Genomic DNA, 25,947 nt, shown 5'->3' with positions numbered 1-25,947 from the left:
ACGGAAGACCTCCTCGAAGACCTCGTCGGCGCGGCGCCTGACCCCGGCGCCCGCCACCGTCCTCGACCCGGCCCGCGCGGTCGCCGAGGCACCGACCGCGCACGCCCTCGCGACTCCTCCTGATCGATTCCGGTTACCTGGACACCTCCGACGCCCCCAGCGCCGCACCGGCCGGCAGCCCTGCCCTTCACCACCCTGCACGCCGACCGCAGCTTCTGCGTCCGGGCCTACGGCGGGCAGGACATCGCCGTCGTCCGCACCCTCAACACCCCTTCGGGCGACGGCCCGGTCAAGGTCTCGATCACCTACTACCGCCGCGCCGCCTGAGCCCGAACTCGGCTCCGTCATGCCCGCGCAGGGGGTCGGGCATTCGCGTCGAAGTTCTCGTGTCGCGTACATGACAGCCATGGCGGCGGTGCCCTACGCTTCCTCCCGGTTCGGTACCCGAACCGGCTGGAGCCCCACCGGCATGCCGTCACGCGGCGTCTGCCGTCCAGCTCGAACGGTCAGTCATCTACGCACCAGCGCAAGGTAGTTCACGATCTGGCCGCATCTCCACCACGAGGGCGCTCCCAGGTCGTGCGCGGTCCACACCCCCGACACTGAGGAGACCCCTCGTGCGCTACAGGACGCTTGTCGCCGCCACCGCCGCGGCCGCGCTCGCCACACTGACGTTCAGCACCTCCGCCCAGGCGAACCACTCGTGGGGCAGCTACCACTGGGCCCGCACCGCCAACCCGTTCACCGTGAAGCTCGGCGACAACCTCAGCTCCGGCTGGAAGAACTACCTCGCCACGGCGTCGAACGACTGGAGCAAGTCGACGGTGCTCGACACCACCGTCGTGGCCGGCCAGTCCTCCGCCAGACGGTGCGCGGCGACCAGCGGGCGGGTCGAGGTCTGCAACAACACCTACGGCAACAACGGCTGGCTCGGCATCGCCTCCATCTCCGTCAGCGGCAGCCACATCACCGCCGGCACCGTCAAGCTCAACGACAGCTACTTCAACACCGCGACGTACAACACCCCGGCCTGGCGCCTGATGGTCACCTGCCAGGAGGTCGGACACACCTTCGGCCTCGACCACCAGGACGAGGACTTCGGCAACCCGAACCTCGGCACCTGCATGGACTACACCAGCAACCCCGACAGCAACACCCACCCCAACCAGCACGACTACGACCAGCTGGCGACCATCTACGCCCACCTCGACTCCACCAGCACCGTCGACCAGTCCGCGGCGGTAGCGCAGGTCGGCACCGAGCAGGCGAGCTGGGGCACGCGCGTGGAGCACACCGCGGGCACCGACCTGTACGTGAAGGACCTGGGCCACGGCAACAAGGTCATCACCCACGTGATCTGGGCACGCTGACCCGCGACAACGGAAGTGGCGCCGGCCGGTCGAGACGGCCCCTGAGCCCGTCGGCGTAGGCGGGGTCCCGCAGCTTGTCGGGGGTCCTGGACTCGGTAGGGCGGACGCGTTCGTGTGTCGCGCCGAAGCGCTGTCCGATCTCCTTCAGGGCACAAGACGCTCGTCGCGCGGTCGACGGCGGCCGACCTGCTGGTCCTCGGAGCACGGCGCCGCGAGGGCCACCTCGGCATGGAGCTGGGCCGGGTCGCCCACCGGGCCCTGCACCACGCTGTCTGCCCGGTCGCCGTCGTCCCGCAGCGCCACCGCGCTCCGACCAGGGGTGAAAGGTGACGGCCGGCGCCACTCCGCACGCTCGCGGCGACATCGGACGCCGTGTCGCGGGACGTGGTCATGGTCCTGGCACCGCGTCGTGTCACCGGCCGGCGCATTGTCGTGGAGGGCGCGCCCGGAGCCGGGGGCCGTTCGGACGGCCCGGCGCGGCGGGGTCCGCGAGGAGAGGGCCGGGAGGGTTGGAAGGGGACTGAAGGTACCGTTCCAGCCCTCCCCGAGTGGTGACTCCGTCCACGGCTGCTCGATGGGAGGCCAGTACGCGCTCGCGTGTGCGGCGGTCCTGAGAGCGAGGACGGAGCGGTTGGCGTGCGCCTCCGGGGCGGTACCTGCGGACGCCCCGAGTTCCCTCGCCGAGCTGAACGGCGGCGATCGTGTGCTGATGTGGCCGGCGCGGAGGGCTTCGCCGATGGCGGGCGGCGTGTTCGCCGTCTCCAGGCGGCTTTCCCGCTGGGCGGCCGGCCTCACCATGGAACCCGGTCGCCTGCGACCGCCGGCAGGAGGTGCTGTCCCGCCTCGCTTCGCGCGCGACTCCACGGCAGCCCCGCAAGCCGCCCGGGTAAGCCTCCTCACCCGTCAACGCCCTCTGGGGGCGCGGAGCCATGGCCGAGGTCATCGACCTCGCCGCCCAGCGGTTCCCCGGTGGACGCGCCGCGTGCCGCGGCCCGCCGGGTGGGAGTCACGGCGTCGACGGCACGGGATGACGACTTCACGTACTTCACGTACCCCGGCGCCATGCCCGCCCGGTCTGCCAGGCCCCTGCGAGTGAGACCGGGCAGTCGCCTGCGCCGGGCCACTCGTCGGCCGATGTCTCGGAGCCGGGACCGGCGGTGATCGGCAGTCCCCGCCGCCCGGGTGCTTCATGAACACCATTCCCTCCGTGAGGGCTGGCCACCGCCGCGATGAGCGGACAGGCGGCCGCCGAGGGCCGGAGCCGTGGCGGTCATCCTTGCGGTGGCGGTTCGTTGGCGGCGGCGTCGGCGATGCCGAAGCGCAGCAGCTGGTGGCCGAGGTCGACCAGGGCGCGTCCGGCCGCGTATTCGTCGCCGATCTCCGGCGCGGGAGGGTCGTGCGGGTTGCGGTGGGCTTCGGTGTGGCTCTCCAGCCGGTTGTCACCGGTGTCGAGGACGGCGTGCACCTTCGTGACGTCGCCCTCCTCGAAGAGGTCCACGCGCAGGGTCCACGTCTTGGTACGCATCGGTGTGTTCGTCGTCTGCTCGTTCATGTCCAGACCTGTCCTCTGAGGGGGTCGGTGAGGGTTTCGCCCCGGGGGAGGGGTGAGTCGGGCCGAGGCAGCCGCCCGCTGTAGGGCCCGTCGGTGTGGTGACCGCTGGTGGGTACGGGAACCACCTTCTTCGTCCGGAGTCCGTATCTCCAGCGTGAACGAGGCCGAGACTGTTGGACATGGGCCGCCCGGCCCAACGCGGGGCGGCGGTCGGCCGCGGTCCGTGGGCGCCGCCGACTCGGTCGCCGCCGTCCACCACGAGTGGGCAGTCGGGGGACATGGCGGATTCACCGAGGCGCTTTCAGCCTGGTCGTCGGGGCAGTGACGGGGCCGTTCGGCCTTGGTGCTGGGCGGGGGCGGGAGTACGGTGGAAATTGGCCTGCAGGGCGAGCGAGGGAGTTCGACCGGATGGCCCCGGGCGATGGGCGGATGTGCCTTGCGCGGGGCGTTTGTCGACGGTCGTGCTGAGAGGCTGGAAGGTCTGTGAGACCGGAAGGCGACCTCCATCACCTGATCCGGACAATGCCGGCGAAGGGAGCCCACCTTGCAGGTTTCCGTCTGCTTGCACGACATCACTGCGAGTTGCGATCAGCGACGGGACGGTGGCTGGTGCTGTGACCGGGAAGGTTCGCCGGGTTGGCCGTTGGGGCGGTTGGATGGGCGGTGACGTCCGTTCCGACCGCTGGAGGCGTGAGTGGCCGAGCCTGCGCCACGTGCACGGACCTACGCCTCCCGGGCCAACCCGATCGAGGCGCACTTCGGCCCGCTGCGGCAGTTCACGCTGGCCAACTCCAACCATCCGAACCACCCGGTGCAGACCCGGGCCCTGCACGCCTGCCTGCGCTGGCGCAACAAGCACACCCGACACGCAGGCGTCCTGGCCGCACAGCGACGCGAACGCGCTCGAATCCGCAGCGAGAAAGGCGTCGGCTGGGGCGGCAGACCAATGCCAGCGGCGGCCTGACGCCCAACCCGGCCCAGCCGTCGGTATCTGCGCTCTGCCACGGTCTACCCGGCACGGCCTATTTACCCTCATGTACCAGCACGGCGGTGGTTATCCGGCACAGAATCTTCTTGGCGTTGATTCCCCTGACCTCGACGAGCCACGAGCCGTCGGCGACTCGGAACACCTCGCGTGCGGGCGTTTCCCCGGCCGAGCCCTTGACTTCTCTGGGGACGTACTCCATGGCGAGCTTGCGTGCCAGTTCGTCAGCCGCCGCTCGACCTCCGTCCGGGACGGCACGCTTTGCGACGAGCTGCCAGCGGTGGTCCTCCTCGTACCGGGGGCAGGTCTCGGCCTCCACGAGGACGACCCACCGAGCTTCCTTCTGCGGAACCGCGTCATTGATCACAGTCGAAACGTAGTGCTTGGTGCCGTCGCAACTAAAGGCCGGTAAGGCGAGTCGGACACGACCGGCGTCCACATCGGAGCGTCCGAAGGGCCTCGCCGAGCGCAAGCGCATGCCGCTTCGGCCATGGCTGGTCCGTGAAGAGTGGCGGACTCGCCGGCCACACCTTGAGCGCCTGCGAAATCCCCGGGCGTCCGGGCGCGGAAACGCGCGCGGTTCAGCGCATCGGCCCTGACGGCGGCGTCGGCTCGACCGCTGAGCACCACTGTCACCGGGCTGGCACCGGCATCGGCGAGGGCAACCGGCCGTGCGGCGGCATTTTCGACCGGCGCGGCGCCACGTCCACCACCACCCGGCTCGCGCTGGAGCCGGGGGAATGACCGCCGTGCCGTGCGCATGCGCAGACGATCACGTGGCAGTCCTTCCGTCGTCACCGGGCTCGGGCGTGCGACCTCTCCGTGCCCTGTGCTCTGGTCGAGGCCGGTAGGGTGCGCGGGCACCAAGGCGACCGGAGGACCGAGCACGTGACGACGATCCAGCACGGCCGGGCGGGCAGACGGCAGGCACAGCGTCGTATCCGCCCCAGGCGTTCCCCCGCTGTCCCCTTGATCGTCCTCGCCTGGGCCGGCGCGGTGGCCGCGGTATGGCTGTGGTGGCTCAACACGCCCGCCGTGCTCGCCGACTCCGGGGATCGGCTGATCCACGCGGGGCGGATCACCGGCCTGCTCGCCGGATACGTGATCGCCTTGGTCGTGGTGCAGATGGCGCGGGTTCCGGCCCTGGAGCGGCGGGTCGGGTCCGATCGCGTGTCGCGGTGGCACGCGACGAGCGGGCGGTACGCACTCTCCCTGACCCTGGCGCACGTCCTGCTGACCGTGTACGGGTACGCGCTGCAGGGCCGGATCGGGGTGGTGGAACAGACGGTGTCGCTGGTGACCGAGTACCCGGAGATGGGCAAGGCGGCGATCGGCACGCTGCTCCTGCTGGTCGTAGGACTCATGTCGGCCGGGGTCGTACGGCGCAGGATGCGCTACGAGACCTGGTACTACCTGCATCTGCTCACGTACCTGGCGGTGTACCTCGCCTTCTGGCACCAGCTGGCCACAGGAGCGGAGTTCATCGCCGACCGGGCCGCTCGCGCGGCCTGGTGCGTGCTGTACGGCGCGGTCGGCGCGCTGCTCGTCTGGTACCGGGTACTGACTCCCGTACGGCTCAACCTGGTCCACCGCATGAGGGTTGAGGAGGTGGTGCCCGAGGCCCCGGGCGTGGTGTCCGTGCTCGTCCGCGGGCGCCGGCTGCACCGCCTCGGGGCGGAGGCGGGACAGTTCTTCCGCTGGAGGTTCCTCACGAAGGGGCTGCGCTGGACGGCGAACCCGTACTCGCTCTCCGCGCCGCCCCGGCCCGACCTCCTGCGGATCACGGTGAAGGCCGTCGGCGGGCACAGCGCGGCCCTCGCCGAGCTGAGGCCCGGTACCCGCGTGTGGGCCGAGGGCCCGTACGGGTCGCTGACCGCCGCCCGCCGCAGCCGCGGCAAGGTGCTGCTGATCGCGGGAGGGGCGGGCATCACCCCGCTGCGCGCGCTGTTCGAGACCCTCCCGGGCGCCGGGAGCGATCTGACACTGCTGTACCGGGCCCGCACGGCGGACGACCTCGCGCTGCGCGAGGAGCTGGAGGCGATCGCCGACGACCGCGGGGCACAGCTGCTGTACGCGGTCAACGGACCGGACGGCAGGCGGCGGGCGATCAGCGCCGAGATGCTGCGCCGGATCCTGCCGGACATCGCCCGGCACGACGTGTACGTGTGCGGGCCGCAGGGGCTTGCCGAGGAGTCGTACGCCGCCCTGCGGGAGGCGGGCGTGCCCGACCGGCGGATCCACCACGAGTCCTTCGCCTTCTGAGATGCCGCGTGGGGTGTGACGCCTGGGGGCTCCGGGACGCTGAGCGGGGTGTGAGGAAGACACACCCGCTCCGCCGCGCGGTGCTCGCCGGCGCGGGCACCGTATCCGCCGTCGTGCTCCTGCTCGCGCTCAAGCCGACCACGGATCCCTCGCTCGCCCAGGACGCGGCGGGCCTGAGCACCCCGGTGGCGTCCGCGGTCCCGGCCGACGCCGGCGCGACTTCCTCCGCCCCCACTTCGCCGCCGGCCTCGGCGAGCACCAGCGCCTCTGCCTCCGCCTCCGGGAGCGCGTCGCCCTCGGCCGTCCCGTCGGCGTCTCGTACGACCACCGCTCCGACGAAGACGAGTGCCCCCATCGCGCCCCGGACCACGTCGGGCACGTCGGGTGCTTCCGGCACCTCGGGCGGGTCGACCACCCGGTCCGTCGCCGGAGCCACGATCAGTACGCAGTACGGCTCCGTCCAGGTGCAGATCACGGTCAAGGGGAGCACGATCACCGGGGTCACCGCCCTGAAGTCGCCGTCCTCCACCCCACGGAGCAGGGAGATCTCCGCCGACGCGATCCCCCAGCTCGACCAGCGGTCGCTGGCGGCGCAGAGCGCGAACATCGACTCCGTCTCGGGAGCCACCTACACCAGCGCCGGCTACCGCCAGTCGCTCCAGAGCGCTCTGGACAGGGCCGGTGTCTGAGCCGCGCGTGCGGCATGCGGAACACGTGATGGGCACGGTGTTCTCCTTCGACGTCCGCGGGTGTTCCGACCTCTCCCGTGCGCGCGGGGCGCTCACGGAGGCGGTGGCCTTCCTGCACCACGTGGACCGTGTCTTCTCCCCGTACCGCGAGGACAGCGAGGTCAGCCGCCTGGCGCGCGGAGAGATCACCTCTGGGCAGTGCGGCCCGGATGTCCAAGACGTGAGGGACCTCTGCGAGAACATGACGCGGCGCACCGGAGGCTGGTTCTCCCCCTGGTACGCGGGAGACGCCGGCGGGTGGGATCCGACCGGGCTGGTGAAGGGCTGGGCGACGGAGCGCGCGGCCCGCATGCTGGCTTCGGCGGTTCCCAGTGCCGCCGTGTGCGTCAACGGTGGCGGTGACATCCAGATGCTCGGCGGGCCCTGGCGCATCGGCCTCGCCGACCCCCTGAACCCGGGCGCGCTGGCCGTCGTGGTGCAGGTGGGAGCCGACGCACAGGAGGTGGCCGTGGCGACGTCGGGTCCGGCGGAGCGCGGCTGCCACATCCTCGACCCGCACACGACGGAGCCGCCCGCGCACGCCCTGGCGGCGATGACGGTCGTCGGCCCCTCGCTCGCGATCGCCGACGCCTTCGCCACCGCCGCCTACGCCATGGGCGACGCCGCCCACGTCTGGCTGGAGGAACAGCCGGATGTCGAGGGCCTGGCGACGAGTGCCACCGGCGTCACCTGGGAGACCTCCGGCTTCTCTCGCCGGACCCGCTGACGCCTCGGCCGGGCAACGACCGGTGGCCGACCTGTCGTACGGGGACGGAACGGCAACCGGCAGTCACCGGATCAACCGGATCAGAAAAGCGATTTGAGGAGCCGGTTCGGCGAGCCGCTACCCGCGCTCTTCACCACGCCGCTCGTCGTGGCGGCCGCCATCGCGTCCCTGACATGCGCGGGGGTGGCCATCGAGGTGCCGCTGATGGTGTTGGTGGCGGTGTTGGTGGCGGTGTTGCTGGTGTTCCAGGACGGGGTGATGCCCACGCCCGGCGCGAAGAGGTCGACGCAGCTGCCGTAGTGGGACCAGGACGCCTTGGCGTCGGTCGTGTCCGTCGCGCCGACGGCGATCGCCTCGGGGGCGCGGGCGAGGCCCCCGGGTCCCGGCCGACGGGCCGTCGTCGGACACCCCGAGGGGACCTGTCGGAAGTACGCGCAGCGACCACAGCGGTGTCACTCGCGGATGTGAAACCTCGTCCTCACCTCGCGTCGGAGGGAGTGGGCCACTTCCGGGTCGAAGGGCTCGGTGCTGGGGGTGAGCATCGCTGCGGCGGCCACGGCCACCCCCAGGGCGCAGGCGCTGACGGGATCGTCGCCGGCGGTCAGCCGTGCGGCGATGGCGGCCACCATGCCGTCTCCCGCGCCGGCGTCGCTCAACGGCTCGCCGGGAAGCGGTGGCACGTGCAGTTCGGTATGGCCGTGGCCGGTCGAGCACACCGCGCCCAGCGCTCCCACCGTGGTGACGGCGACTTGGGCGGCTCCTGTGGTGAGCAGGTGCTCGTTGACGGCTCGGGCGTCGTCGAGGCCGCGGATGTCCCGGTCGGTCAGGCTCGCGGCCTCCGTCCGGTTGCACCTGAGGAGGTAGACGCCTTCCGTGAGTGCTCCGCTGAGCGCCGGCCCGGAGGTGTCCAGGATCAGCCGGGATCCGGCTTCCCTGACGCGGCGGGCGACGGCCGCGTAGAAGTCGGCGGGCAAGCCGCCGGGCAGGCTGCCGCTGGCCACGACGTACGGGTGGTCTCCGGCGGCTCGCGCAAGTGCGTCGAGGCACCGCAGCCCCTCGTGTTCGCGCAGTCGTGGGCCGGGCGGCACGATGTGGTAGCTGTGCCGCGATTCGGTCTCGAACAGCACGAGCGCTTCGCGGGTCTCGTCCTCGATGTCGACGGCGACATGGTCGACGCCTTCCTCGTCCAGCAGCCGGTTCAGGCGCAGGCCGACCTCGCCTCCGGCGGTGTGGACGGCGGTCGCCCGTCCTGCGAGCCGTACGACACCACGGGCGACGTTGATCCCCCCACCTCCGGCGGCCACCGACCTGACCCGGGCCCGGTTCTTGCCGATGCGTGCCAGGTGCGCGACCTCCCACACGAGATCGACGGTGGGGTTGAGCGTCAGGGTGAGCACTGACGGCCCGGCGGCCGTACTCCGTGATTCCCCTGCACTGCCGGTCTCTCCGGCTGGGGTGGGGGCCGGTGTTGCGGGCGTTCTCATCGTGGTGCCCGTGCGGTCGCGCCCGTCGGGAAGACCTGGCGTGCCGTCTGCTGGACAGGGCCTTGTGGCATCGTGCCCACCTCCGCGGACAGGGAGACGACTCGCTTCCCATGCTGGGGCAGCGCGAGGTCACCCGCATACCGGCCCGGCCCCGGTCAGTGCGTATCAGCGCCGAGCGTAGCCATGAGCTCCGTACAGGCGGACGAAGTGGGCCGCCGTGATCGTCGCGCGGTGCGCCAGGCCGTGGGCCTGCCGCTCGTACAGCTCTACGTGTTCCCGTCCGCCCGGGCCGATGGGCTGGACGAGCCGGCCACCGGTCCGCAGCTGCGCGACCAGCGGCTCCGGTACCTCGGGGAAGGCCGCGCAGACGACGACAGCGTCATACGGTGCACGGGCCGGCATACCGAGGGTTCCGTCGCCGAGGACGACCGTGGCGTTCTCGACGCCCTGTGCGGCGAGTCGGCGGCGGGCCTCCTCGACCAGATCCGGCCAGCGTTCGACGCTGACCACGTACGCGGCGAGGCGGGCCAGCAGCGCGGTCTGCCAGCCGTAGCCGGTGCCGACCTCCAGGACACGTTCGCTGCCGGTGAGGCCGAGCGCGGACACCATCATGGCGACGAGTGAGGGCTGGGTGGTCACCTGGTCGCGCGGGAGCGGTACGGGCGTGTCCCGGTAAGCGGACGCCACGTGCTCGGCGGGTACGAACTCCGCCCGCGGGGTGCCCCGGACAGCCTTGAGCAGCCGCTCGTCCGTGACCCCTGCGGCCCGCGCCGCTCGGACCAGATCCTCGGGAGATGACGCGTGCCTCATGGGCCTGAGCCATGTTCAGGCGACATACGCGAGAACCTCTTCCATGCTCCCAGGGTCCGCTCCCGGCCCGTCCCGTGCTACTCAGTGGGTCTCCCCAGCGGGGCCACCAGGCCGCTCCGTCCGTCTCGCGTCCTCGTCCCGATCCCCTGGATGGGGGACCTCACCTGTCTGCGGCCCTTGATACGACGGGTGGGCGGACGGTTCTGCCGCGCCCGCCGCCGTACCGCTTCCACGATCCGTCCGGCTGGCCGAGCCGGGCCTACGAGGGAGGCTCGGGGGCGTCGTCGCCGAACTGCCGGTGTCGGGTCATCGAGCGGTGAGAACGTGCGCCCACGGCTCGTCGATGTCGGCCAGGCCCAGCACGGCGGCCACGTTGTCGAGCATTCCGGCGCCGAACCAGCGTCGCACGGCTTCGTCGTCGCCCAGCAGCTGCCGCACGGTCTCGACCTGCTTGGCGTAGCAGCGGCGCACCGCGTCCGCCACCAGCGGCTCGCCGGCGGCACAGTTCGCGTGCATGAGGAAACGCAGGATGTTCCGGTCCGCGACGAGCGCGGCGTAGGCGCCGCGGGCCGCGTCCAACGATGCCTCGGGCGCCGGCCCGGCCCCACCCGGCGTGGGCGAGTGGGCGACCAGCGTCTCGGTCATGACGACGGATACGTGGTCGACCACTGCCGCGAACAGGGCTTCCTTGTTCGGGTACAGGCGGTAGAGATACGGCTGAGAGATGCCGACCCAGTCTGCGATCTCGTGCGTCGTCGTCCCGTAGAAGCCCTTTTGCGCGAAGCAGCCGATCGCGGCGGCCACGATGGTTCGACGTCGTTCGTCGCTCTTCGTGCTGGTACCGGGGGCAGGCATGGGTATCAGTCAAACATGTCTGCCCTCAGCCTCCAAAAGTCACGCCACGCTCGGCGTCGGACAGCACGTCCGCGGGCGTGAGTGCCTCGATCGCCACCAGCGGGTTCCAGTAGTCCAGGTAGTGGGTGATGCGGGCGTTCTCGTCCGTCCGGACGACGGAGATGCAGGTCTGCTCATACGGCTTGCCGGTCGGCACCGCAGTTCCCTTCGAGCGGAATTCGGCGATCACGAGGCTCGGGTCGACCGTGTCGTGGAACACCAGGTCGACGAATTCCACGTCGAAGTTCTCGGGGAAGTGCGTCATGTGCGCGACCAGTGCGTCACGCCCCACCACTCGCTTGGGCACGCCGGCCGGCGCGTACGGGAACTCGAGCACCGCGTCCGGGGCGAACAGCTCCACCCACTCGTCGGTGCGTCCTGCGGCAGTGAGGCGCAGGTGCTCGGCCAGGGTGTGCTGGGCAGCGGCGCGGCGGGCGGCGGTGTCTTCCTTGACTGTCACTTTCTCTCCTACGTTAGTGGTCGACCTATAACCTACCACGTCGTGAGCCGTTGCGGACAGACGAGCAGAGACGGGGACCTCGGGGGTGAAGGCCCGCAGCCGGTAGGTGCGGGCCGCGCGCCGCGTCGGCTCGAAGCCGGGCGAGCGGGCCAGGTTGCGCAGCGCGCCGGCGGCGGTTGCCTCGGGGATCCGCCAGGGCCGGGCGGTGAGCTGCCAGAAGGCCACCGTGCGCCCGATCGGGTGGCCGGCGATCCAGCGGGGGCGTTCGGCGCAGGCTCGTGCCATCGCGTGGGCGACGCGGAGCGAGCCGAGGGCGTAGGCGGCCTCGGCTTCGGTCCACAGGCCGATGGGGGACAGGGCGCCGCCCCCGTGCGCCTGCCCTGCCTCGCCGTCCTCGCCCGTGCCGTGGGCTGCGCACCCAGCGGGCTCAGTCGAGGAAGTGGAATCCAGGCCGGGGGTGCATGAGGAAGTCGTGGTGCGAGATGTTCCACGCGTACGCACCCGCGAGGCCGAAGGCCACCCGGTCGCCGGCCCGCAGGCCCGGTGCCGGGACGTGACGGGCGAGGAGGTCCTTGGGGGTGCAGAGCTGGCCGGTCAGGGTGATCGTGTCCGACCCCGCGGCGGGCCGGGGCCAGGGGTGGGGCCATGCGTCGACGGGCAGTACCGAGCAGGGCTGGTCGTGGCCCTTGGTCGCCGGGGTGCGCAGGTGGTGGGTGCCGCCGCGCACGACGGCGAAGTCCTCGCCGTGGCTGCGTTTCACGTCCAGGACCTCGGTGGCGTACCAGCCGCAGTAGGCGGTCAGCGCCCGGCCCGGCTCGATGCGCAGGGTCAGGTCCGGGTGGTCCGCGACGAGCCGGGCGAGCCCCTTGCCGTACGTGGACCAGTCGAAGAGGCGGTCGGGCGTGGAGTAGTCGACGTGCATGCCGCCGCCGACGTTGACCTCGGAAAGGCGGACGCGGTGCCGGTCTGCGAGGCCGACGGACCAGGCGACCACGGAATCGGCGACGCCGGTCTGCTCCTCGGCCTCCAGGCCGCTGGCCAGGTGGGCGTGGACGCCGAGGAACCGCAGGTGCGGCATGGTGCCGTCGGTCAGCAGGGCGACGGCGGTGTCGGCGTCGGCCGGGTCGAGGCCGAACGGGGTCGGCCGCCCGCCCATGGCGAGGGAGCTGCCCGCGAGGGACGCCGCGGACAGGGGCAGGTTGAAGCGCAGCAGGACGCCGACGGGCGTGTCCGGGGCACGGCGGGCCGCCAGGACGGCGAGCATGCGCAGCTCGTACAGGCTCTCGACGTGGAAGCGCGCCACGCCCAGGTCCAGCGCCGCCTCGATCTCGGCCGGTGTCTTGCCGGGTCCGCCGAAGGCGAGGGGGCGGCCGGGTACGGTGCGGCCCACATGGGCGAGTTCGCCGCCCGACGAGACCTCGTACCCGTCCACGTACGGCGAGAGCGCGGCGAGGAGTTCCGGTTCGGGATTGGCCTTGGCGGCGTAGTACAGCTCGACGCGCTCGGGCAGCGCGTCCCGCACGGCGGCGGCATGCCCGCGCAGGGCCGCCAGGTCGTAGACGTAGGCGGGCAGGCCGTCGGAGGGCAGGTCGAGGACGAGGTCGCGCACCGTGCGGGTGGGGGCGGTCATCGGATGTGGCTCCACGAGTCGTCGGTCGCTCCGGACAGCACGTCCTCGGCGAAAGGGGAGGGGAGGCGGACGTATCCCGCTTCCCGGTCGGCCTTGCGCTCCCAGCGGGTGAGCAGGTTGGCCTTGGCCGGCAGCGGCACACCGGCGAGGAGCGCGGCGAGGCGTGGCGGGCAGCCGTGGCGGTCGGCGTACGCCTGGAGGGTCGCGCGGACCTGGGCCCACAGGGCGGGCTCGGTCTCGGGGTGGAGGTCGGCGACGGCGGCGAGGACCTCGGCGATGTGGTTGACGAACAGGCAGTACACCACGCGGTCCCAGCCGCGCTCCGCGTCGTACGTCATCGGGCCGGCCACCTCGGCGGGCAGCGCGCCGAGGGTGTCGGCGTGGTGCTCGGGCAGCAGCTTGGTGCCTTCCAGGTCCCGGAAGAGCACCTGGGCGGGCATGCCGTCGTCGTCGACGCAGACGACCACGTTCTGCAGGTGAGGCTCCAGGACCAGGCCGTGGTCGAAGTAGGCGGCCAGGACGGGCGGGACGAGGAGCTGGAGGTACGCGCTCCACCAGTCGAGCGCGGTGCCGGGGCCCGCGCCGTCGAGGAGGCGGGAGATGTGGCCGGGTCCGCTGGGGTACTCGTCGGCGACGGCGGCGGCCAGGAGCGGTGTGGTGCCGGGCAGGAGCCGGGTGGCGATCCCCTCGCGGACGATCACACCGAAGCCTTCGAGCAGCGCCCGGTCCGGCGTGCCGTCGGGGCCGGGGAGGGCGAGGCTGCGGTAGGCGGGCTCACGGAGCATGGCGCTGCCGGGAAACCGGACCGTCAGGTCGTCCAGGACGGGCGCGAGCAGCCGGGTCAGGGCCACGGCGCCGGTCAGCTCGTAACTGGCGTTCTTGCGCAGACAGTTGGTGATGCGGACGTTGAGGCTGAACTTGAGGAACGTGTCGCCGTCGTAGAGGGTGCGGACGGAGGCCGTGGCGGCGAAGGGGGTGCCGCCGGTCCCGAGGTCCAGGATGTCGCCGCGGTCGAGGGCGGCACGCAGCGCGGGGTGGCCGCTGAGCATCTCGTACTGCCAGGGGTGCGCGGGCAGCAGCCGGTAGCCGTCCGGCACACCGCCGGCCCGGGCGTCGGCGAGCCGGTCGAGGGGAGTGGCCGCCGCCGGCTCGGCGGTCTCCTCGATGATCAGGTGCTCCCGGACGGCGAGGTGGCGCAGCGGGAAGGCGGCGCCGGCCTCGGGGGCGTACGCGAGCCAGGAGTCGTCGTCGCCGGTACGGGCCTTGGGGGTGGGGTGGAAGCGGTGGCCGAAGAGCAGGGACTGCTCAGAGGCGAGGTAGACGTCCGAGGCGGTGGTCGCACCGGTTGCGCGGGCGGCGAGCGCCGCCGAGACGGCCTGGTGGCTGGAGGCGATCTGCTCGGGGAACTCCTCGTTGTGCACGCCGGTACGCAGCGACAGCTCGACCTGGATGTGCTCGGCGAGGCGCCGCCAGTCGATGCGCTCCCAGCCGCCCTCGCGCTGCTCCTGGACGGGACCGGTGAAGCGGTGCGCGCCCAGCAGGGACGTGCGGCGCAGCGCCACCCGGAGCAGTACACCGCGGCGGGGCAGGCGCAGCAGCAGGTGGCCGTCGCTGGCGGCCGTCTGGTGTTCCGGTCCGGAGACCTCGCGCAGCAGGCAGTTGAGGAGGGTGTGCGCCACGACGGTGTCCGCGTCTGGCAGTTCGGCGGGAGCAGGGGTGCGGTGGGCGGTGCCCTGGGTTCGGGTCGGCGACATCATCGGCTCCAGCGGGTGCGGAGGGGGTTCACGAGGGGCAGAACGGTGGGCACGACGGTGGCCAGGGCCACGGCGGTGCCCGTGAGGACCGGGGCGGCCGGCCCGAAGGAGCTGTTGCCGACGGCGGCTGCGACACCCGCCGCGACGGCTCCGGCCTTGGAGAAGAACTCCAGCGAGCCGAACATGGCTCCGGGCGCCCGGCCCTTCGCGCAGTCGGCGGCCAGTACGGACAGACAGACCAGCCCGAGGGTGAGGCCCGCACCCAGGACGAGGCGCACGGCGGTGAGGGCGGGCAGCGAGTCGGCGACGCCGTGGCCGGCGAGACCGAGCGCGATGCAGAGGAAGCCGAGGGCGAGGCCGGGCCGGGGGCGGTGGTGGAACGCCCGGTGCATGGCCATCGCCGTGACCAGGTAGCACAGGTGCGGCAGGGCGAACAGGACTCCGGAGACCGCCGGGGAGGTGCCGGGAAGCCGGTCGTCGATGAGCGAGACGAGGTACGGGAAGGAGATGACGGTGGAGAAGACGAAGGCGAACTCCAGGGCGTACAGGGCGAGCAGAGAGGTCCCCGGCGCCGCTGCCGGCGCCGCCGCTGTGGTCTCCGGTGCCGCTGTCGCCTCCGGCGCGTCCTTCGCCCGCGGCGCCTCGGCGCGCCCGCCCCGGGACTCGGGCAGCGCACAGATCAACAGGGCGGCGGTGAGGGGCAGTACGGCGAGCAGGGCGTACTGGCGGTGCGGGGAGAGCCAGGGCGACAGGGAGCCGACGACGACCGGTGCGAAGACGAGGGCGGCGCGGGCGGCTCCCTGCATGAGCGTGAGCGCCTTCGACAGGGCCGGTCCCTCCAGCGCCGCCCCGAGGTAGCCGTTTGAGGCGGCGAAGGTGCCGCCGAGGATGCCCTGGAGGACGAGCGCGGCGGTGAAGGTCGCGATCGAGTCGGCCCAGCCGGCGAGGAGGAACGCCACGGCGAGTCCGAGCTGGGCGCGCAGCAGCAGCCGCTTGCGGCCGAAGCGGTCCGCGAGGCGGCCCCAGAAGGGCGCTCCGACTGCGGCGAAGACGGTCGGGACGATGTAGAGCACGCCGGCCCAGCGGGCGGTGGGATCGCCGAGCTCGGGCAGGATCCGGGTCAGGAAGGGCGGCAGGCCGAGCGCGGCGAAGGACGCCACGAAGTAGCACCCGGCCACGGCGTGCACCTGCCGGCGGGCGAGTACGGGGCCCGCCGAGGGCGCGACGGCCGTGGTGGTGTCGTTCGGCGGGGCGGCGGTGGCACTCATTGTCCGGCCGTCCTCAGGTAGTTGGGGCCGGTGGTGTAGTGCTTGTTGATGTCGGCGGCGCCCGACCGCTCCTTGGAGAGCAGGGTTCCGGCGGTGACCATGGCCTTGACCGGGAGTTCCGGTGCGTCGAGGACGTGTGCGCGCAGTACGGCGCCGGGCTCGCCCGGACCGGTGCCGAGCCGTTCTACCGCCTCGGTGAGCCGGTCCCGCACGAGCCGCAGCAGGGTCGCGAGCGGGGCGCGGCCGTGCCGGGCGAGGCCGAAGGCGTAGGCGCCCGCGCACAGGTGGACGGTGATGGTGGTGAACAGGTCGGTGACGGCGCGGTCGTCGTCGCCGAAGATGCGCGCGTCGTCGAAGTCGGCCGGGTCGGGCGCGTCGGCGCCCAGAGTCTCGTACAGACGGCGGGTGTTGATACGCGGTCCGTCGTTGTCCTTCAGCAGCAGCCGGAGGCGCGTGCGCCCGTCCGCCGCCCGGTCCAGGACGAGCGAGATGTTCTGCTGGTGCGACTCCAGGGCGATGCCGTACCCGAAGAGCGTGGTCTGCCAGTCGAGGAGCAGGGTGAGCACGGCGTCGAGCAGCGCCACCGGGTCCCCGCCGTACAGCCGGTCCGCGAGGTGGTCGATCAGGAGCCGGCCGCCCGGGGCCTCACCGAGCAGCGCCGCCATGGGGACGACGACGGAGTCGTCGAGGCCGGCCGGGTAGCGGCGGCACAGGACGGCGAGGAGTTCGTGTCCGGCGTGGGCGTACACGGTCTCGTCGGCGTGCAGGATCGATGCGCGGAACCGTGGCTCCCTGGCGATCACGGTCTCCAGGAGCCGCTGACCCGCCGCCCCGTCCACGAGCGTCCCCGGCTTGATGGTGCGCCGGTTGCGCAGGCCCAGGGTCGCGGTGTCCAGCGGCAGTTTGAGGTGCAGGGACGGGTCCTGGGCCAGGGCGACGGTCCGCATGGACAGCGTCGGTACGACGTCCAGGTACGGGCGCGGGGCGAGCACCGCGTGCTCGTGCAGGCCGGTCGACCGCAGGGCCTCCTCCAGCGGCGCGCCCGCGGTCAGCGGGTGGACGGGCAGCGCGAGATGGGTAGGGGAGAGTTCCGGCAGTCCCAGCTCGGCCGGCGACGGCCAGCAGGCCGGCAGGCGTTCGGCCCCGCCTGGCACGGTGACGGCCTCGTGGGGCAGGGCGACCCAGTGCAGGGGGAATCGCGGGTGGAACTCGGGTGCGTAGGCCCTCACCTGGTCGTCGCCCAGGCCCGAGCGGCCGCGCGCCGTCGGATACACGGGGTGATCGAGCCGGGCGGCGAGCGTGTCGTGCGCGAGCCCTCCGGCGTATCCGGTCCAGCGGGCGGGGTCGTCCCCGTGGAGGCCGGTGAGCCGTGCGGCGGTCTCCTGGCGGGTCCGCTCGTGCAGCCGCATGGTGGCGAGGGTCTGCCGGCATTCTTCCGTGTACGAGTCGAAGCCGGGGTGGTCGACCGGCTCGGCCAGGGTCCTGAGGACGGCGAGGATCTCGTCGTACGTGGTGAGCGGGCCGCCGTCGGACTCACGGACGAGCAGCGGGAGCCGGGCCGCGTAGGTGCTCTGGAAGCCGTCCTCGGCGACCGGCAGCAGCAGGGCGTCGTCGTCTTCGGTGGCGCGGCGCAGCCAGGGGCCGTCCGTCCGCCGCACGAGGGTGCTCCGGCTGCGCAGCCCGACGACGTCCTCGCGCAGCAGCGCGGACAGGACCCGCAGGAGCAGGTTCCGTTCCGCGGTGTCGATTCCCTGGCGGCCAGGAGCGGTTTCGGCGAGTTCGGCGGTGGACGTCACGGGGCGATCTCCCAGCGCTGCGCGGCCAGGAAGTCCGCGACGACCCGGTCGACGGTCGTCTGGTCGGTGCCGGTGGCCCGCAGGACGCCGACGTAGTCGCGGTTGGTGTGGTGGAGCTCGTGCCGCTCGCCGGGTTCGCGCAGTGGACGGTAGGTCAGCTTCACGCCGTCGATGTCGAGGTCGGCGGGGCCGGGGGCGGACTGAAGCGTTCCGGCGGTCTCGGCGCAGGGGTAGTCGAGGCGGGCCGCGCCGTCGGTGCGGGCTCCGAGGTCCGACGGCAGCGGCTCACCGAGGTGGGTGCGCAGGATGTGCTCGAAGAGCGGGATGTCGAGGAGCTGGGCGAGCAGCAGGTCGCACTGGTCGCCGATGGCCCGGTAGTTCACCTCGATGATGTGCGCGCGGCCCTCGTGGACGACGAACTCGGTGTGGCAGGCGCCGAAGCCGACGCCGAGGGCGTCGAGCTGGGCGAGGATCTGCTCGACGACCGGCTCGGGGTGGGCGGGGACGAAGGTCAGGCGCTCCTCGATGAAATACGGCGGCGGCGACAGTTCGGTGTGGAAGCCGCCGAGGACGTGCCGGACGCGTCCGTCTCCGAGCGTCTCCAGGGTGTACAGCTCGCCGGCCAGGAACTCCTCCACGACCAGTGCCGCCTCGGGCCGGCGGGCCTGTATCTCCTTGCAGCGCAGCAGGAGTTCCTCCTCGCTGTCGACCAGCACCACGTCCTCGCTGGCGACCCCCTCGCGCGGCTTCACCACGCACGGGTAGGGCACGTCGAGCGCGGCGAGCCCGGACGGGTCCTGCCCGGCGGGGAGTTCGGCGGACCAGACGGTGTCGGCGCCGGTCTGGGCGAGGTGGCGGCGCAGGTGCGCCTTGTCCTTGGTGCGCAGCGCGGCCCGCCAGTCCTTGGCGGGCAGGCCGAAGTACTCGGCGGTCAGGGCGGCCTGGGTCTGGAGGTGGTCGCTGTTGGTGAAGACCGCGTCGGGCCGGTGGTGGGTGGAGATCCGGGTGATGACGCTGCGGAAGTCGCGTACGTCGCACTCCAGGATCTCGATGTCCGGGTAGGTCCGGCGGTGGGAGTCCGGCTGGTCCGTCAGGACGGTGACGTCGAGACCGAGTCGGGCCGCCGCGGGGAGGAACCCCTCGGTGACCGAGTCGGTGGGGTTCAGGGCGAGCAGATACAGCCGCATGGGAATGCCGGGGCCTTCCGGGGAGGGGACGTGTGGTGTGGGGGCGGGTCGCGCGCCCCGCAGAACCTCAACAGCGAGATTAGGTTAGGCAACCCTAAGTTATCAACCGGTCCTGCGCCCCAACACGCCACTGGCCCACGACTGATTGGGCGTGTCGATCTACCGCTACCCTCGATGCAGGTAAGGTAAGCCTGACCTCACTTACTCGCGTCGTGGAGGAGCTTCTATGGGGAAGGGTCCGGGGGCGTGGGCCGCCACGGCGGGCACGGCGGGCACGGCCGAGCGTGATGCCTTCGGCGTGGCGTCCTCCCTCGCCGGTACGTACCGGCGGGTCATCGCCGCCTGTGACGCTCTCGACGCCCGGATCGTCGACCCGGGGTCGATGGACGACCCCGCCGCGCTCCTGCCCGACGGGGCGGAACTGGCCTGCGCCCCCGGGGTCCTGGACGCCTTCCTCGACGCCTCCGCGGCCCGCATCGGCGCATGCCACGGCCGCGCCCCGCGCAGGGACGTCGCCGCCTCCAGGGTGCTGCACGACTACCTGTGGTCCGTCAGCCTGCTGATGAGCGGGGCCTGGTACCTGGAGCGCCGCGTGCCGCGCATCGCACCGCGCGACGTCCGGGTGGACCTGACGACGGGTGCGATCGGCATCGTCCCCGGGCAGGACTTCGCCTGCCTGCCGGACGATCCGATGGCGGGTTCGCCCGAGGCGCACGTCGTGGGCCACGAGGAGGCGCTGCGCGCCGAGTTGCGGGCCGCGGTCGTCGACCACGTGCGCCCGCTGCTCGCCGCGATCGGCCCGTCCGTCCGGCGCGGGCCGCGCGCTCTGTGGGGCATGGTCGCCGATGATCTGATCTCCGGCGTCTGGTACCTCGGCCGTGCGCTCGACCAGGAGGAGCGTGCGGTGCGGGCCGCGACCGAGCTGCTTCCGACGGCGATCGCGCCGTTCCCCGGTGGGGCCGACTTCCGCCGTCTCGCGGGGCGTGAGGGCCGCCGGTACCCGACCCGTACACGTCTCGGCTGCTGCCTGTACTACGCGATCGAGCCGGACCGGGCGTGCCTGACCTGCCCGCGGACCTGCGACGCCGAGCGGCTGCGCCGCCTCGAGGACGAGGGCTGAGCGCCGTAACGCACGCGGACCGACGGCGCACGTACGACGACGGGCCGGGGCCGGCGGGCGTACCGTCTCGTACGTCCACCGGCACCGGCCCGTCCGGAACGGCCCTGACTACTTGGCCGGGTCGACCTTGAAGATCTTCGCCATGTCGTCGAGCACCAGGTCGGCGCCCTGGAGCGAGACGGAGGTCATCCAGACGGAGTCCTCGACCTCGTGGACGTTGCCCTTCTGGACCGCGTTCAGGCGCTTCCACAGCGGGTTGGCGAGGAACTTCTGCTTGCGCTCCTCACCGCCCGAGAAGGTCGTCATGAAGATGTGGTCGGCGTCCGCCTGGGCGATCTGCTCCTCGCTGATCTCGATGTTGAACTCCTTCTGGTCCTGCTGGTTGGCAGGCCGCGCGAGTCCCATGTCGGTCAGGATGATGCCGCTGAAGGTCTTGGGCAGGTAGATGCGCGTCGGGCCGTCGACGAAGCGCGTGAGCGAGTAGGTCTGCTTCGGGTTCTTCGCGTTGATCGCGTCGCCGATCTTCTTCGCGCGCGTCTGGTACGCCGTGAGCTTGTCGGCGGCCTTCTTCTCCTCGCCGAGAGCCGTGCCCAGGAAGGTGACGTTCTCCTTCCAGATCGGGCCGGTGGTCTTCACGAACACCGTCGGCGCGATCTTGCTGAGCTGGTCGTAGAGGTCCTCGTGGCGCACCGTCGCCGACACGATGAGGTCCGGCTTGAGGGCGGCGATAGCCTCCAGGTTCGGGCTGTCGAGCGGGCCGACGTCCTTCGTGTCCTTCACCGCGTCACCGAGGTACGGAGGGAAGCCCTTCTGGTCGCGGTACGAGCCGATGCCGCCCACGAGCGGGGCGTCCAGGGCGACGACGGCCTCGACGAGGCTGTTGTCCAGCGCCACGACACGCTGGGGCTTCGTCTTGATCTCGGTCTTGCCCTTGTCGTGGGTGACGGTCCGGGGGAAGCCCGCGTCGGACGCCGCGGCCGGCTTGTCGGCGGCGGACTTGTCGTCGGCGCTCCCGCCGCCGCAGGCGGCGACGGAGAAGGCCAGGGCCGCGGTCAGCAGGGCAGCGGCGAACCGGCGGGGCCGACGGCGCTGGGTGAGGGTGTTCATGGGTCTCCCAATACACGGACTATCACTTAGGTAAGGCTTACCTGAGTGGGCGCTGTGAGGATAGCGCCTCTCCGTGACCGGATCCATACGGTGGGGTAGTCGTACACTCAACCGTTAGGCATGCCTTACCTTATGCAGGTGTCTGTGAAGCCCGTCGCCGAAGGGGCGGCCACCGCGCCCCCGCCTGCCCCACCACGCCCCGATCCCCCACGAGTTGCGGCGCGCGCCGTCGTCGCGATCCTTCTCGTCGCCGCGCTGGTCGCGGCGGCCTGCGCCTCGCTCGCCATCGGCACCAAGTCCGTGCCGCTCTCCGACGTCCTGCACGCGATCGGCGGCGGGACGGACGGCGACGCGGTCATCGTCCGCGAACTGCGCATGCCCCGAACGTTTCTGGGCCTGCTCGTCGGTCTCGCGCTGGGCGCGGCCGGAGCCGTCGCTCAGGACATCACCCGCAACCCGCTGGGAGACCCCGGTCTCATCGGGATCAGCGCGGGCGGCTCGTTCGCCGTCGCGGCCGGAATCGGCGCGTTCGGGCTGACCAGTTCCTACCAGTACATCTGGTTCGCCTTCCTCGGCGGGGCGCTGGCCGGGCTGCTCGCCTACGCGGTCGGCGGCACCGGGTACGGCGGCGCGACCCCCGCCAAACTCGCCCTGGCCGGGGCGGCGGTGACCGTCCTCCTCGACGCCGGCACCAACACCCTGGTCCTCCTTGACGTCCGCACCCTGGACCAGTACCGCTTCTGGGCCGTCGGATCACTCGCCGGACGCGATGCCCATCTCGGCCTGGAGCTCCTGCCGTTCATCGTCATCGGCCTGCTGCTGGCCCTCGGGCTGAGCGGCCGGCTCAACGCCCTCGCCCTCGGCGACGACCTCGCCACCACCCTCGGCACCAAGGTCCGCACCACCCGCCTCCTCGGCGCCGTCGCCGTGATCCTGCTGACCGGTGCCGCCGTCGCAGCGGCCGGGCCCGTCAGCTTCGTCGGTCTGGTCGTCCCGCATGTCGTCCGGGCGTTCACCGGGCCCGACGCCCGCTGGCTGGTGCCCTGTTCGGCACTCGGCGGCGCCACACTGATGCTCAGCGCCGACGTCGTCGGGCGCATGGTCGCCCGCCCCGGCGAGCTGGAGGCGGGCGTGGTCACCGCGATGCTCGGCGCCCCGTTCCTCGCCCTCCTGGTCAAGCGCGGCAAGCTCAAGGAGCACACCCGATGAGCCTGCCCCGTACGACCACCCCGCGCACGACCACCCCGCGCACGACCACCCTGCGCCTGGAAGTCGGCCCGTTCGGCGCGGCTCTGCGCCTCCGAGTGGCCCTCACCGTCGTGGCCCTGGTCCTGATCGGCTTCGCGGGCCTGGTCACCTCGGTGTCGCTCGGCACGTACGCCATCCCCGTCGGCGACGTCCTGGACGCCGTCCTCGGCACCGGCGACGGCGCCGCGGACCTGATCATCCACGAACTGCGCCTGCCGCGCGCCCTCACGGCCCTCCTGGTCGGGGCCGCGTTCGGCCTCGCCGGGGCCGTCTACCAGGCCGTCACCCGGAACCCGCTCGCCAGCCCCGACCTCATCGGCATCGCGGCGGGCGCCGGCGCCGGCGCGGTCGGCGCCATCCTCGTCGGCGGCGTCACCGCGGCCGGCGCGGCAACGTTCGGGGCGGTGCCCTTCGGCGCCCTGGCCGGCGCGTTGCTCACCTCCACCGTCATCTACCTGCTGGCCTTCCGGGACGGCACCATCACCGGCTACCGCTTCGTCCTCGTCGGTATCGCCGCCAACGGCGCACTGCTCGCCCTCACCCGCTGGATGATCGCCCGCGCCGACATCGACCAGGCGTCCCGGGCCATGGTGTGGCTCACCGGCAGCCTCAACGGACGCGGCTACGAGCACGTCCAGTGGGCGGGGCTCGCCCTCGCGGTCCTGCTGCCGCTGACGGTGGCGTCGGCCCGCCCGTACCAACTGCTCCAGTACGACGACGACACCGCGCGCAGCCTCGGCGTACCGCTCCGCCACGCCCGCATCGCGCTGCTCGTCCTCGCCACCTGCCTGACCGCGCTCGCCACCTCGGCGGCCGGCCCGATCGCCTTCGTGGCCCTCGGCGCACCGCAGATCGCCCGCCGGCTCGCCGGCACCCCCGGCGTCCCGATGGTGTGCAGCGCGCTCACCGGGGCCGTTCTGCTCATCCTGGCCGATCTCGCCGCCCGGACCGTCCTCGCCCCGACGGAACTGCCCGTCGGCGTGCTCACCGGCGCCGTCGGCGCCCCGTACCTGCTGCTGCTCCTCGCCCGCACCAACCGGGCCGGAAAGGGAGGCTGACATGACCTCACAGCTCACCGAAGCCACGTCCTCCGCCCTGACCGGCACCGGCCTGCGCCTCGGCTACGGCGACCGCCTCGTCGCCGAGGACCTCGACCTGACCATCCCCGCGGGGAAGGTCACCGCGCTCGTCGGCCCCAACGCCTGCGGCAAGTCCACCGCCCTGCGCGCCCTCGCCCGGCTCCTGAAGCCGGCCGGCGGCACCGTCCACCTGGACGGCGAGGACATCGCCGGCCTGTCCGCCCGCGACTTCGCGCTGTGCCTCGCCCTGCTCCCCCAGACACCCAGCGCGCCCGACGGCATCACCGTCCGCGACCTGGTGGCCCGTGGCCGTACCCCGCACCAGCGCTGGTGGCGTCAGTGGTCCTCCGCCGACGAGGCCGCCGTGGACACCGCCCTGGCGGCGACCGGGGCGGCTGAGCTGGCCGCCCGCTCCATCGACGAACTCTCCGGCGGCCAGCGCCAGCGCGTCTGGATCGCCATGGCCCTCGCCCAGGACACCCCCGTCCTGCTCCTCGACGAGCCGACGACCTACCTCGACCTGGCCCACCAGGTCGACGTCCTCGAACTCGTCGCGCAACTCAACCGCGTGGACGGGCGAACGGTCGTGATGGTCCTGCACGAGCTGAACCTCGCCTGCCGCTACGCCGACCACCTCATCGCCATGCGCGACGGACAGGTCATCGCCGCCGGCGCCCCCTCGGACATCGTCACCCCGGGCCTCGTCCAGGACGTCTTCGGCCTGCGCGCGGCCGTCATCGACTGCCCCGTGGCGGGCACCCCGCTCGTCATCCCCGAGGGAGGACACCGAAACGCACGGTGACCCCCGCCCGGTCCTCGCCGCTGCGGGGCGGCCCGTCGCAGGGCGGCCAGCAGCACCACGGCGAGGACCTGGACGGCGACGACCACGGTGATCAGCGCGGGGATCGAGGAGCCGTACAGGCCGCCGACGAGCGCGCCGCCGGCCAGGTAAGCCAGCCGTTTTCGCCACGGACCAGAATGCCGCCACCGGGCGGCACATAGGTCGCGCACAACTCGGCGGCGCACAGAGCGCCGTACCTATTGCTGGCCGCCACCCCCGTCACCCTCCCCGAGTAATCCGGTGCGCCGCCACAGTAACTGGTTCTACCGGCACCGCATCCTTCGAGGAAGGGGAGGGGGAACGGGGGCTCTGGGACGCCGGCTTCGAGGGTGAAGTAGAAGCCGAGCTCGCGGCTTGGCGTGGACCGCTGCGTGACCGAGCGAGCGCACTCTTGGCTGTGACGTGGGAACGGCAGCGGAGGTCCTCAACACTACGAATCGCTCCCGGGGCCACCCTGATGACTCCGTAGGCGGTCGGAGAAGGAAGACGGCGATGAGCAGGACGCCGAGGTCGGCCCAGATGCCGAGCAGGACGCCGAGTCCCCGATGAGGATGAGCAGTCCGCTGCCGAGGGGCGCCGCCGTGGCGGCGGGGCCGGGGTGGCGGTGCGCGTCAGCCGGCGTGGTCGGCGATTCGTTCGGCGTCGAGCACGGTGATGCGCACCCGGCCCTTCTTGAGGATGAAGAGGACCTCGGAGGGCTGGGCGGGGGAGTGGAGGAGTTCGCCGGCGCCGTAGGTCTTCATCGGGGCCGCGGCGGCGATGGCGTCCATCTCGGTCGCGGACAGGTCGCGGAGGATGCCGACCTCGGAGATGCACCAGGTCCGCTCGGAGTCGTCTCCGGAGTGGGTCATGCGGTGGGTCTCCTCGCGTCGTCCCGGCGCCCAGGTGGGGGTGCGGCGCCCCAGACCGGGTTGGCGATCGCGTCCGCGCTGTCGGCCAGACGGTAGGCGCCCGGGGCGCCGGAGAGGGCGATGGCACCCGGAGGCGGTGCGTCGGGACCGGGTGTTGACGCCGCTGGTATCCGTGTCACCTGGTCGTCCGGTCGGTCCGCCTGCCCGCCGTCAGGGCGATGCAGGAGAAGGCTGCTCCGGCCAGTAGGCCGAAGACGAGGTGGGCGCCGAGGCTGGAGGCGGTGACCTCGTTCCAGTCGAAGACGGGCATGCCCATGTTGGCGGGCATGATCCACAGTGCGCCGAGAAGCCACCAGGCGGCGCCGTAGGCCAGGCCGAGAACGAGCGCGGGCGCGAGCCGCTGGGCGAACTGGCCGAACAGGACCCCGAAGGTCGTTCCGGCGAACACGGCGATGGACAGGTGGATGAGCCAGCCGGCGAAGGCGTTGGTGGTGCCCAGGAGTCCGGCGACCATGGTGATCATGGCGGTGTCCGCCATCGGCCGGGACACGGACATCCAGATGCCCATGCCGACGCCGCCGACGAGGCCGGCCGCGGCGCCCCATATCGCGTGGACGGGAATGACGGCGATTCTGGGAGATACGTGCATGGCGGTGGTCATGGTGAGCGTCCTCTCCGTTCGGCCGCGTCGGCGGCCTTCCGTTCTTGTCGACGACGCTAGGACTCATGGAATGCACGCGTATGTGAGGGCGCTTACGTACTAGGCAGTGGGGGCTTCTCGGCAATCGGGGGCG

General features: G+C 72.2%; 23 protein-coding genes and 3 pseudogenes. 11 read left to right on the top strand and 15 right to left on the bottom strand.

Annotation, left to right across the window (positions count from 1 at the left end; translation table 11 throughout):
• Positions 1–617 precede the first annotated feature (617 nt).
• Both AB0M18_RS16920 and AB0M18_RS16915 read left to right on the top strand, forming a co-directional pair.
• Positions 618–1,370 carry a hypothetical protein gene (locus AB0M18_RS16920; RefSeq protein WP_365758544.1) on the top strand — a complete coding sequence of 251 codons (753 nt, stop codon included), beginning with the start codon at positions 618–620 and terminating at the stop codon, positions 1,368–1,370.
• A 114-nt stretch (positions 1,371–1,484) separates the two neighbouring features.
• A pseudogene (locus tag AB0M18_RS16915) lies at positions 1,485–1,700 on the top strand (universal stress protein); the annotation flags it as partial.
• Between the two features lie 940 nt (positions 1,701–2,640).
• On the opposite strand, the gene AB0M18_RS16910 reads toward AB0M18_RS16915, so the two are convergent.
• Positions 2,641–2,922: a dsRBD fold-containing protein gene (locus tag AB0M18_RS16910; RefSeq protein ID WP_365758542.1), complete on the bottom strand. Its 282-nt coding sequence runs from the start codon at positions 2,920–2,922 to the stop codon at positions 2,641–2,643.
• Between the two features lie 721 nt (positions 2,923–3,643).
• Here AB0M18_RS16910 and AB0M18_RS16905 point away from each other — a divergent pair.
• Positions 3,644–3,886 (top strand): annotated as a pseudogene (locus AB0M18_RS16905) (IS630 family transposase); the annotation flags it as partial.
• A gap of 58 nt (positions 3,887–3,944) precedes the next feature.
• Here AB0M18_RS16905 and AB0M18_RS16900 read toward each other — a convergent pair.
• Entirely contained in the window at positions 3,945–4,274 is a 330-nt protein-coding gene (locus AB0M18_RS16900) for a hypothetical protein (RefSeq protein ID WP_365758540.1), read from the bottom strand.
• Positions 4,275–4,408: 134 nt separating this feature from the next.
• Between AB0M18_RS16900 and AB0M18_RS16895 the strand changes: the two genes are divergently transcribed.
• The 4 genes from AB0M18_RS16895 to AB0M18_RS16880 all read left to right on the top strand — a co-directional run bounded on the left by AB0M18_RS16895 (position 4,409) and on the right by AB0M18_RS16880 (position 7,624).
• Positions 4,409–4,651: a hypothetical protein gene (locus AB0M18_RS16895; RefSeq protein ID WP_365758538.1), complete on the top strand. Its 243-nt coding sequence runs from the start codon at positions 4,409–4,411 to the stop codon at positions 4,649–4,651.
• Between the two features lie 144 nt (positions 4,652–4,795).
• Positions 4,796–6,169 carry a ferredoxin reductase family protein gene (locus AB0M18_RS16890; protein ID WP_365758535.1) on the top strand — a complete coding sequence of 458 codons (1,374 nt, stop codon included), beginning with the start codon at positions 4,796–4,798 and terminating at the stop codon, positions 6,167–6,169.
• Positions 6,170–6,219: 50 nt separating this feature from the next.
• Positions 6,220–6,858: an FMN-binding protein gene (locus tag AB0M18_RS16885; RefSeq protein WP_365758532.1), complete on the top strand. Its 639-nt coding sequence runs from the start codon at positions 6,220–6,222 to the stop codon at positions 6,856–6,858.
• Positions 6,859–6,886: 28 nt separating this feature from the next.
• On the top strand, positions 6,887–7,624 hold the full coding sequence (locus tag AB0M18_RS16880) for an FAD:protein FMN transferase (protein ID WP_365758754.1): 738 nt from the start codon (positions 6,887–6,889) through the stop codon (positions 7,622–7,624).
• A gap of 80 nt (positions 7,625–7,704) precedes the next feature.
• Here the strand turns inward: AB0M18_RS16880 and AB0M18_RS16875 are convergent.
• From AB0M18_RS16875 to AB0M18_RS16830, 10 genes and pseudogenes are all read right to left on the bottom strand, one after another.
• Positions 7,705–7,992: pseudogene (locus AB0M18_RS16875) on the bottom strand (S8 family serine peptidase); the annotation flags it as partial.
• An 84-nt stretch (positions 7,993–8,076) separates the two neighbouring features.
• On the bottom strand, positions 8,077–9,021 hold the full coding sequence (locus AB0M18_RS16870; RefSeq protein ID WP_365758530.1) for a hexose kinase: 945 nt from the start codon (positions 9,019–9,021) through the stop codon (positions 8,077–8,079).
• A 252-nt stretch (positions 9,022–9,273) separates the two neighbouring features.
• On the bottom strand, positions 9,274–9,918 hold the full coding sequence (locus tag AB0M18_RS16865) for a protein-L-isoaspartate(D-aspartate) O-methyltransferase (protein ID WP_365758528.1): 645 nt from the start codon (positions 9,916–9,918) through the stop codon (positions 9,274–9,276).
• 306 nt (positions 9,919–10,224) lie between these two features.
• The gene (locus AB0M18_RS16860; protein WP_365758526.1) at positions 10,225–10,722 is read right to left on the bottom strand and encodes a TetR/AcrR family transcriptional regulator; all 498 of its coding nucleotides are present in this window, start codon (positions 10,720–10,722) and stop codon (positions 10,225–10,227) included.
• A 76-nt stretch (positions 10,723–10,798) separates the two neighbouring features.
• On the bottom strand, positions 10,799–11,497 hold the full coding sequence (locus tag AB0M18_RS16855; protein ID WP_365758524.1) for a nuclear transport factor 2 family protein: 699 nt from the start codon (positions 11,495–11,497) through the stop codon (positions 10,799–10,801).
• A 202-nt stretch (positions 11,498–11,699) separates the two neighbouring features.
• Entirely contained in the window at positions 11,700–12,902 is a 1,203-nt protein-coding gene (locus AB0M18_RS16850; RefSeq protein ID WP_365758522.1) for a type III PLP-dependent enzyme, read from the bottom strand.
• The gene (locus AB0M18_RS16845) at positions 12,899–14,659 is read right to left on the bottom strand and encodes an IucA/IucC family protein (protein ID WP_365758520.1); all 1,761 of its coding nucleotides are present in this window, start codon (positions 14,657–14,659) and stop codon (positions 12,899–12,901) included. The genes AB0M18_RS16850 and AB0M18_RS16845 overlap by 4 nt, the downstream gene beginning before the upstream one ends.
• The gene (locus tag AB0M18_RS16840; RefSeq protein WP_365758518.1) at positions 14,656–15,924 is read right to left on the bottom strand and encodes an MFS transporter; all 1,269 of its coding nucleotides are present in this window, start codon (positions 15,922–15,924) and stop codon (positions 14,656–14,658) included. The genes AB0M18_RS16845 and AB0M18_RS16840 overlap by 4 nt, the downstream gene beginning before the upstream one ends.
• Positions 15,921–17,672, bottom strand: a complete 1,752-nt coding sequence (locus AB0M18_RS16835) for an IucA/IucC family protein (protein ID WP_365758752.1) — start codon at positions 17,670–17,672, stop codon at positions 15,921–15,923. Before AB0M18_RS16835 ends, AB0M18_RS16840 begins: the two co-directional genes overlap by 4 nt.
• Positions 17,673–17,716: 44 nt before the next feature.
• On the bottom strand, positions 17,717–18,907 hold the full coding sequence (locus AB0M18_RS16830; protein ID WP_365758516.1) for an ATP-grasp domain-containing protein: 1,191 nt from the start codon (positions 18,905–18,907) through the stop codon (positions 17,717–17,719).
• Between the two features lie 226 nt (positions 18,908–19,133).
• Between AB0M18_RS16830 and AB0M18_RS16825 the strand changes: the two genes are divergently transcribed.
• Positions 19,134–20,027, top strand: coding sequence for a (2Fe-2S)-binding protein (locus tag AB0M18_RS16825; RefSeq protein ID WP_365758514.1), 894 nt, complete (start codon positions 19,134–19,136; stop codon positions 20,025–20,027).
• 108 nt (positions 20,028–20,135) lie between these two features.
• Here the strand turns inward: AB0M18_RS16825 and AB0M18_RS16820 are convergent, their stop codons facing one another.
• Positions 20,136–21,134, bottom strand: a complete 999-nt coding sequence (locus AB0M18_RS16820) for an iron-siderophore ABC transporter substrate-binding protein (protein ID WP_365758512.1) — start codon at positions 21,132–21,134, stop codon at positions 20,136–20,138.
• A gap of 138 nt (positions 21,135–21,272) precedes the next feature.
• Between AB0M18_RS16820 and AB0M18_RS16815 the strand changes: the two genes are divergently transcribed.
• From AB0M18_RS16815 to AB0M18_RS16805, 3 genes are read left to right on the top strand one after another with little or no spacing between them, the layout of a single operon-like run.
• Positions 21,273–22,343, top strand: a complete 1,071-nt coding sequence (locus AB0M18_RS16815; protein ID WP_365758510.1) for an iron ABC transporter permease — start codon at positions 21,273–21,275, stop codon at positions 22,341–22,343.
• A complete protein-coding gene (locus tag AB0M18_RS16810; protein WP_365758508.1) occupies positions 22,340–23,440 on the top strand; it encodes an iron chelate uptake ABC transporter family permease subunit in 1,101 nt (366 codons plus the stop codon). The genes AB0M18_RS16815 and AB0M18_RS16810 overlap by 4 nt, the downstream gene beginning before the upstream one ends.
• 1 nt (position 23,441) lies before the next feature.
• A complete protein-coding gene (locus tag AB0M18_RS16805) occupies positions 23,442–24,263 on the top strand; it encodes an ABC transporter ATP-binding protein (protein WP_365758506.1) in 822 nt (273 codons plus the stop codon).
• A 650-nt stretch (positions 24,264–24,913) separates the two neighbouring features.
• Here AB0M18_RS16805 and AB0M18_RS16800 read toward each other — a convergent pair.
• Positions 24,914–25,153, bottom strand: a complete 240-nt coding sequence (locus AB0M18_RS16800; RefSeq protein WP_365758504.1) for a hypothetical protein — start codon at positions 25,151–25,153, stop codon at positions 24,914–24,916.
• A 175-nt stretch (positions 25,154–25,328) separates the two neighbouring features.
• Positions 25,329–25,814 carry a hypothetical protein gene (locus tag AB0M18_RS16795; protein WP_365758502.1) on the bottom strand — a complete coding sequence of 162 codons (486 nt, stop codon included), beginning with the start codon at positions 25,812–25,814 and terminating at the stop codon, positions 25,329–25,331.
• Positions 25,815–25,947: the final 133 nt, after the last annotated feature.

Source organism: Streptomyces sp. NPDC051909 (assembly GCF_040681095.1).
Taxonomy (GTDB): domain Bacteria; phylum Actinomycetota; class Actinomycetes; order Streptomycetales; family Streptomycetaceae; genus Streptomyces.
Note: the sequence above shows the minus strand (reverse complement) of the source record. Positions and strands in the feature narration are given on the sequence as shown.

What these genes read in the sequence shown, in the direction of transcription:
- AB0M18_RS16810 (WP_365758508.1), top strand. Translation starts at nt 22,340, where the DNA reads ATGAGCCTGCCCCGTACGACCACCCCGCGCACGACCACCCCGCGCACG.
- AB0M18_RS16880 (WP_365758754.1), top strand. Translation starts at nt 6,887, where the DNA reads ATGGGCACGGTGTTCTCCTTCGACGTCCGCGGGTGTTCCGACCTCTCC.
- AB0M18_RS16805 (WP_365758506.1), top strand. Translation starts at nt 23,442, where the DNA reads ATGACCTCACAGCTCACCGAAGCCACGTCCTCCGCCCTGACCGGCACC.
- AB0M18_RS16825 (WP_365758514.1), top strand. Translation starts at nt 19,134, where the DNA reads ATGGGGAAGGGTCCGGGGGCGTGGGCCGCCACGGCGGGCACGGCGGGC.
- AB0M18_RS16820 (WP_365758512.1), bottom strand. Translation starts at nt 21,134, where the DNA reads ATGAACACCCTCACCCAGCGCCGTCGGCCCCGCCGGTTCGCCGCTGCC.
- AB0M18_RS16830 (WP_365758516.1), bottom strand. Translation starts at nt 18,907, where the DNA reads ATGCGGCTGTATCTGCTCGCCCTGAACCCCACCGACTCGGTCACCGAG.
- AB0M18_RS16800 (WP_365758504.1), bottom strand. Translation starts at nt 25,153, where the DNA reads ATGACCCACTCCGGAGACGACTCCGAGCGGACCTGGTGCATCTCCGAG.
- AB0M18_RS16840 (WP_365758518.1), bottom strand. Translation starts at nt 15,924, where the DNA reads ATGAGTGCCACCGCCGCCCCGCCGAACGACACCACCACGGCCGTCGCG.
- AB0M18_RS16795 (WP_365758502.1), bottom strand. Translation starts at nt 25,814, where the DNA reads ATGACCACCGCCATGCACGTATCTCCCAGAATCGCCGTCATTCCCGTC.
- AB0M18_RS16910 (WP_365758542.1), bottom strand. Translation starts at nt 2,922, where the DNA reads ATGAACGAGCAGACGACGAACACACCGATGCGTACCAAGACGTGGACC.
- AB0M18_RS16865 (WP_365758528.1), bottom strand. Translation starts at nt 9,918, where the DNA reads ATGAGGCACGCGTCATCTCCCGAGGATCTGGTCCGAGCGGCGCGGGCC.
- AB0M18_RS16850 (WP_365758522.1), bottom strand. Translation starts at nt 12,902, where the DNA reads ATGACCGCCCCCACCCGCACGGTGCGCGACCTCGTCCTCGACCTGCCC.
- AB0M18_RS16845 (WP_365758520.1), bottom strand. Translation starts at nt 14,659, where the DNA reads ATGATGTCGCCGACCCGAACCCAGGGCACCGCCCACCGCACCCCTGCT.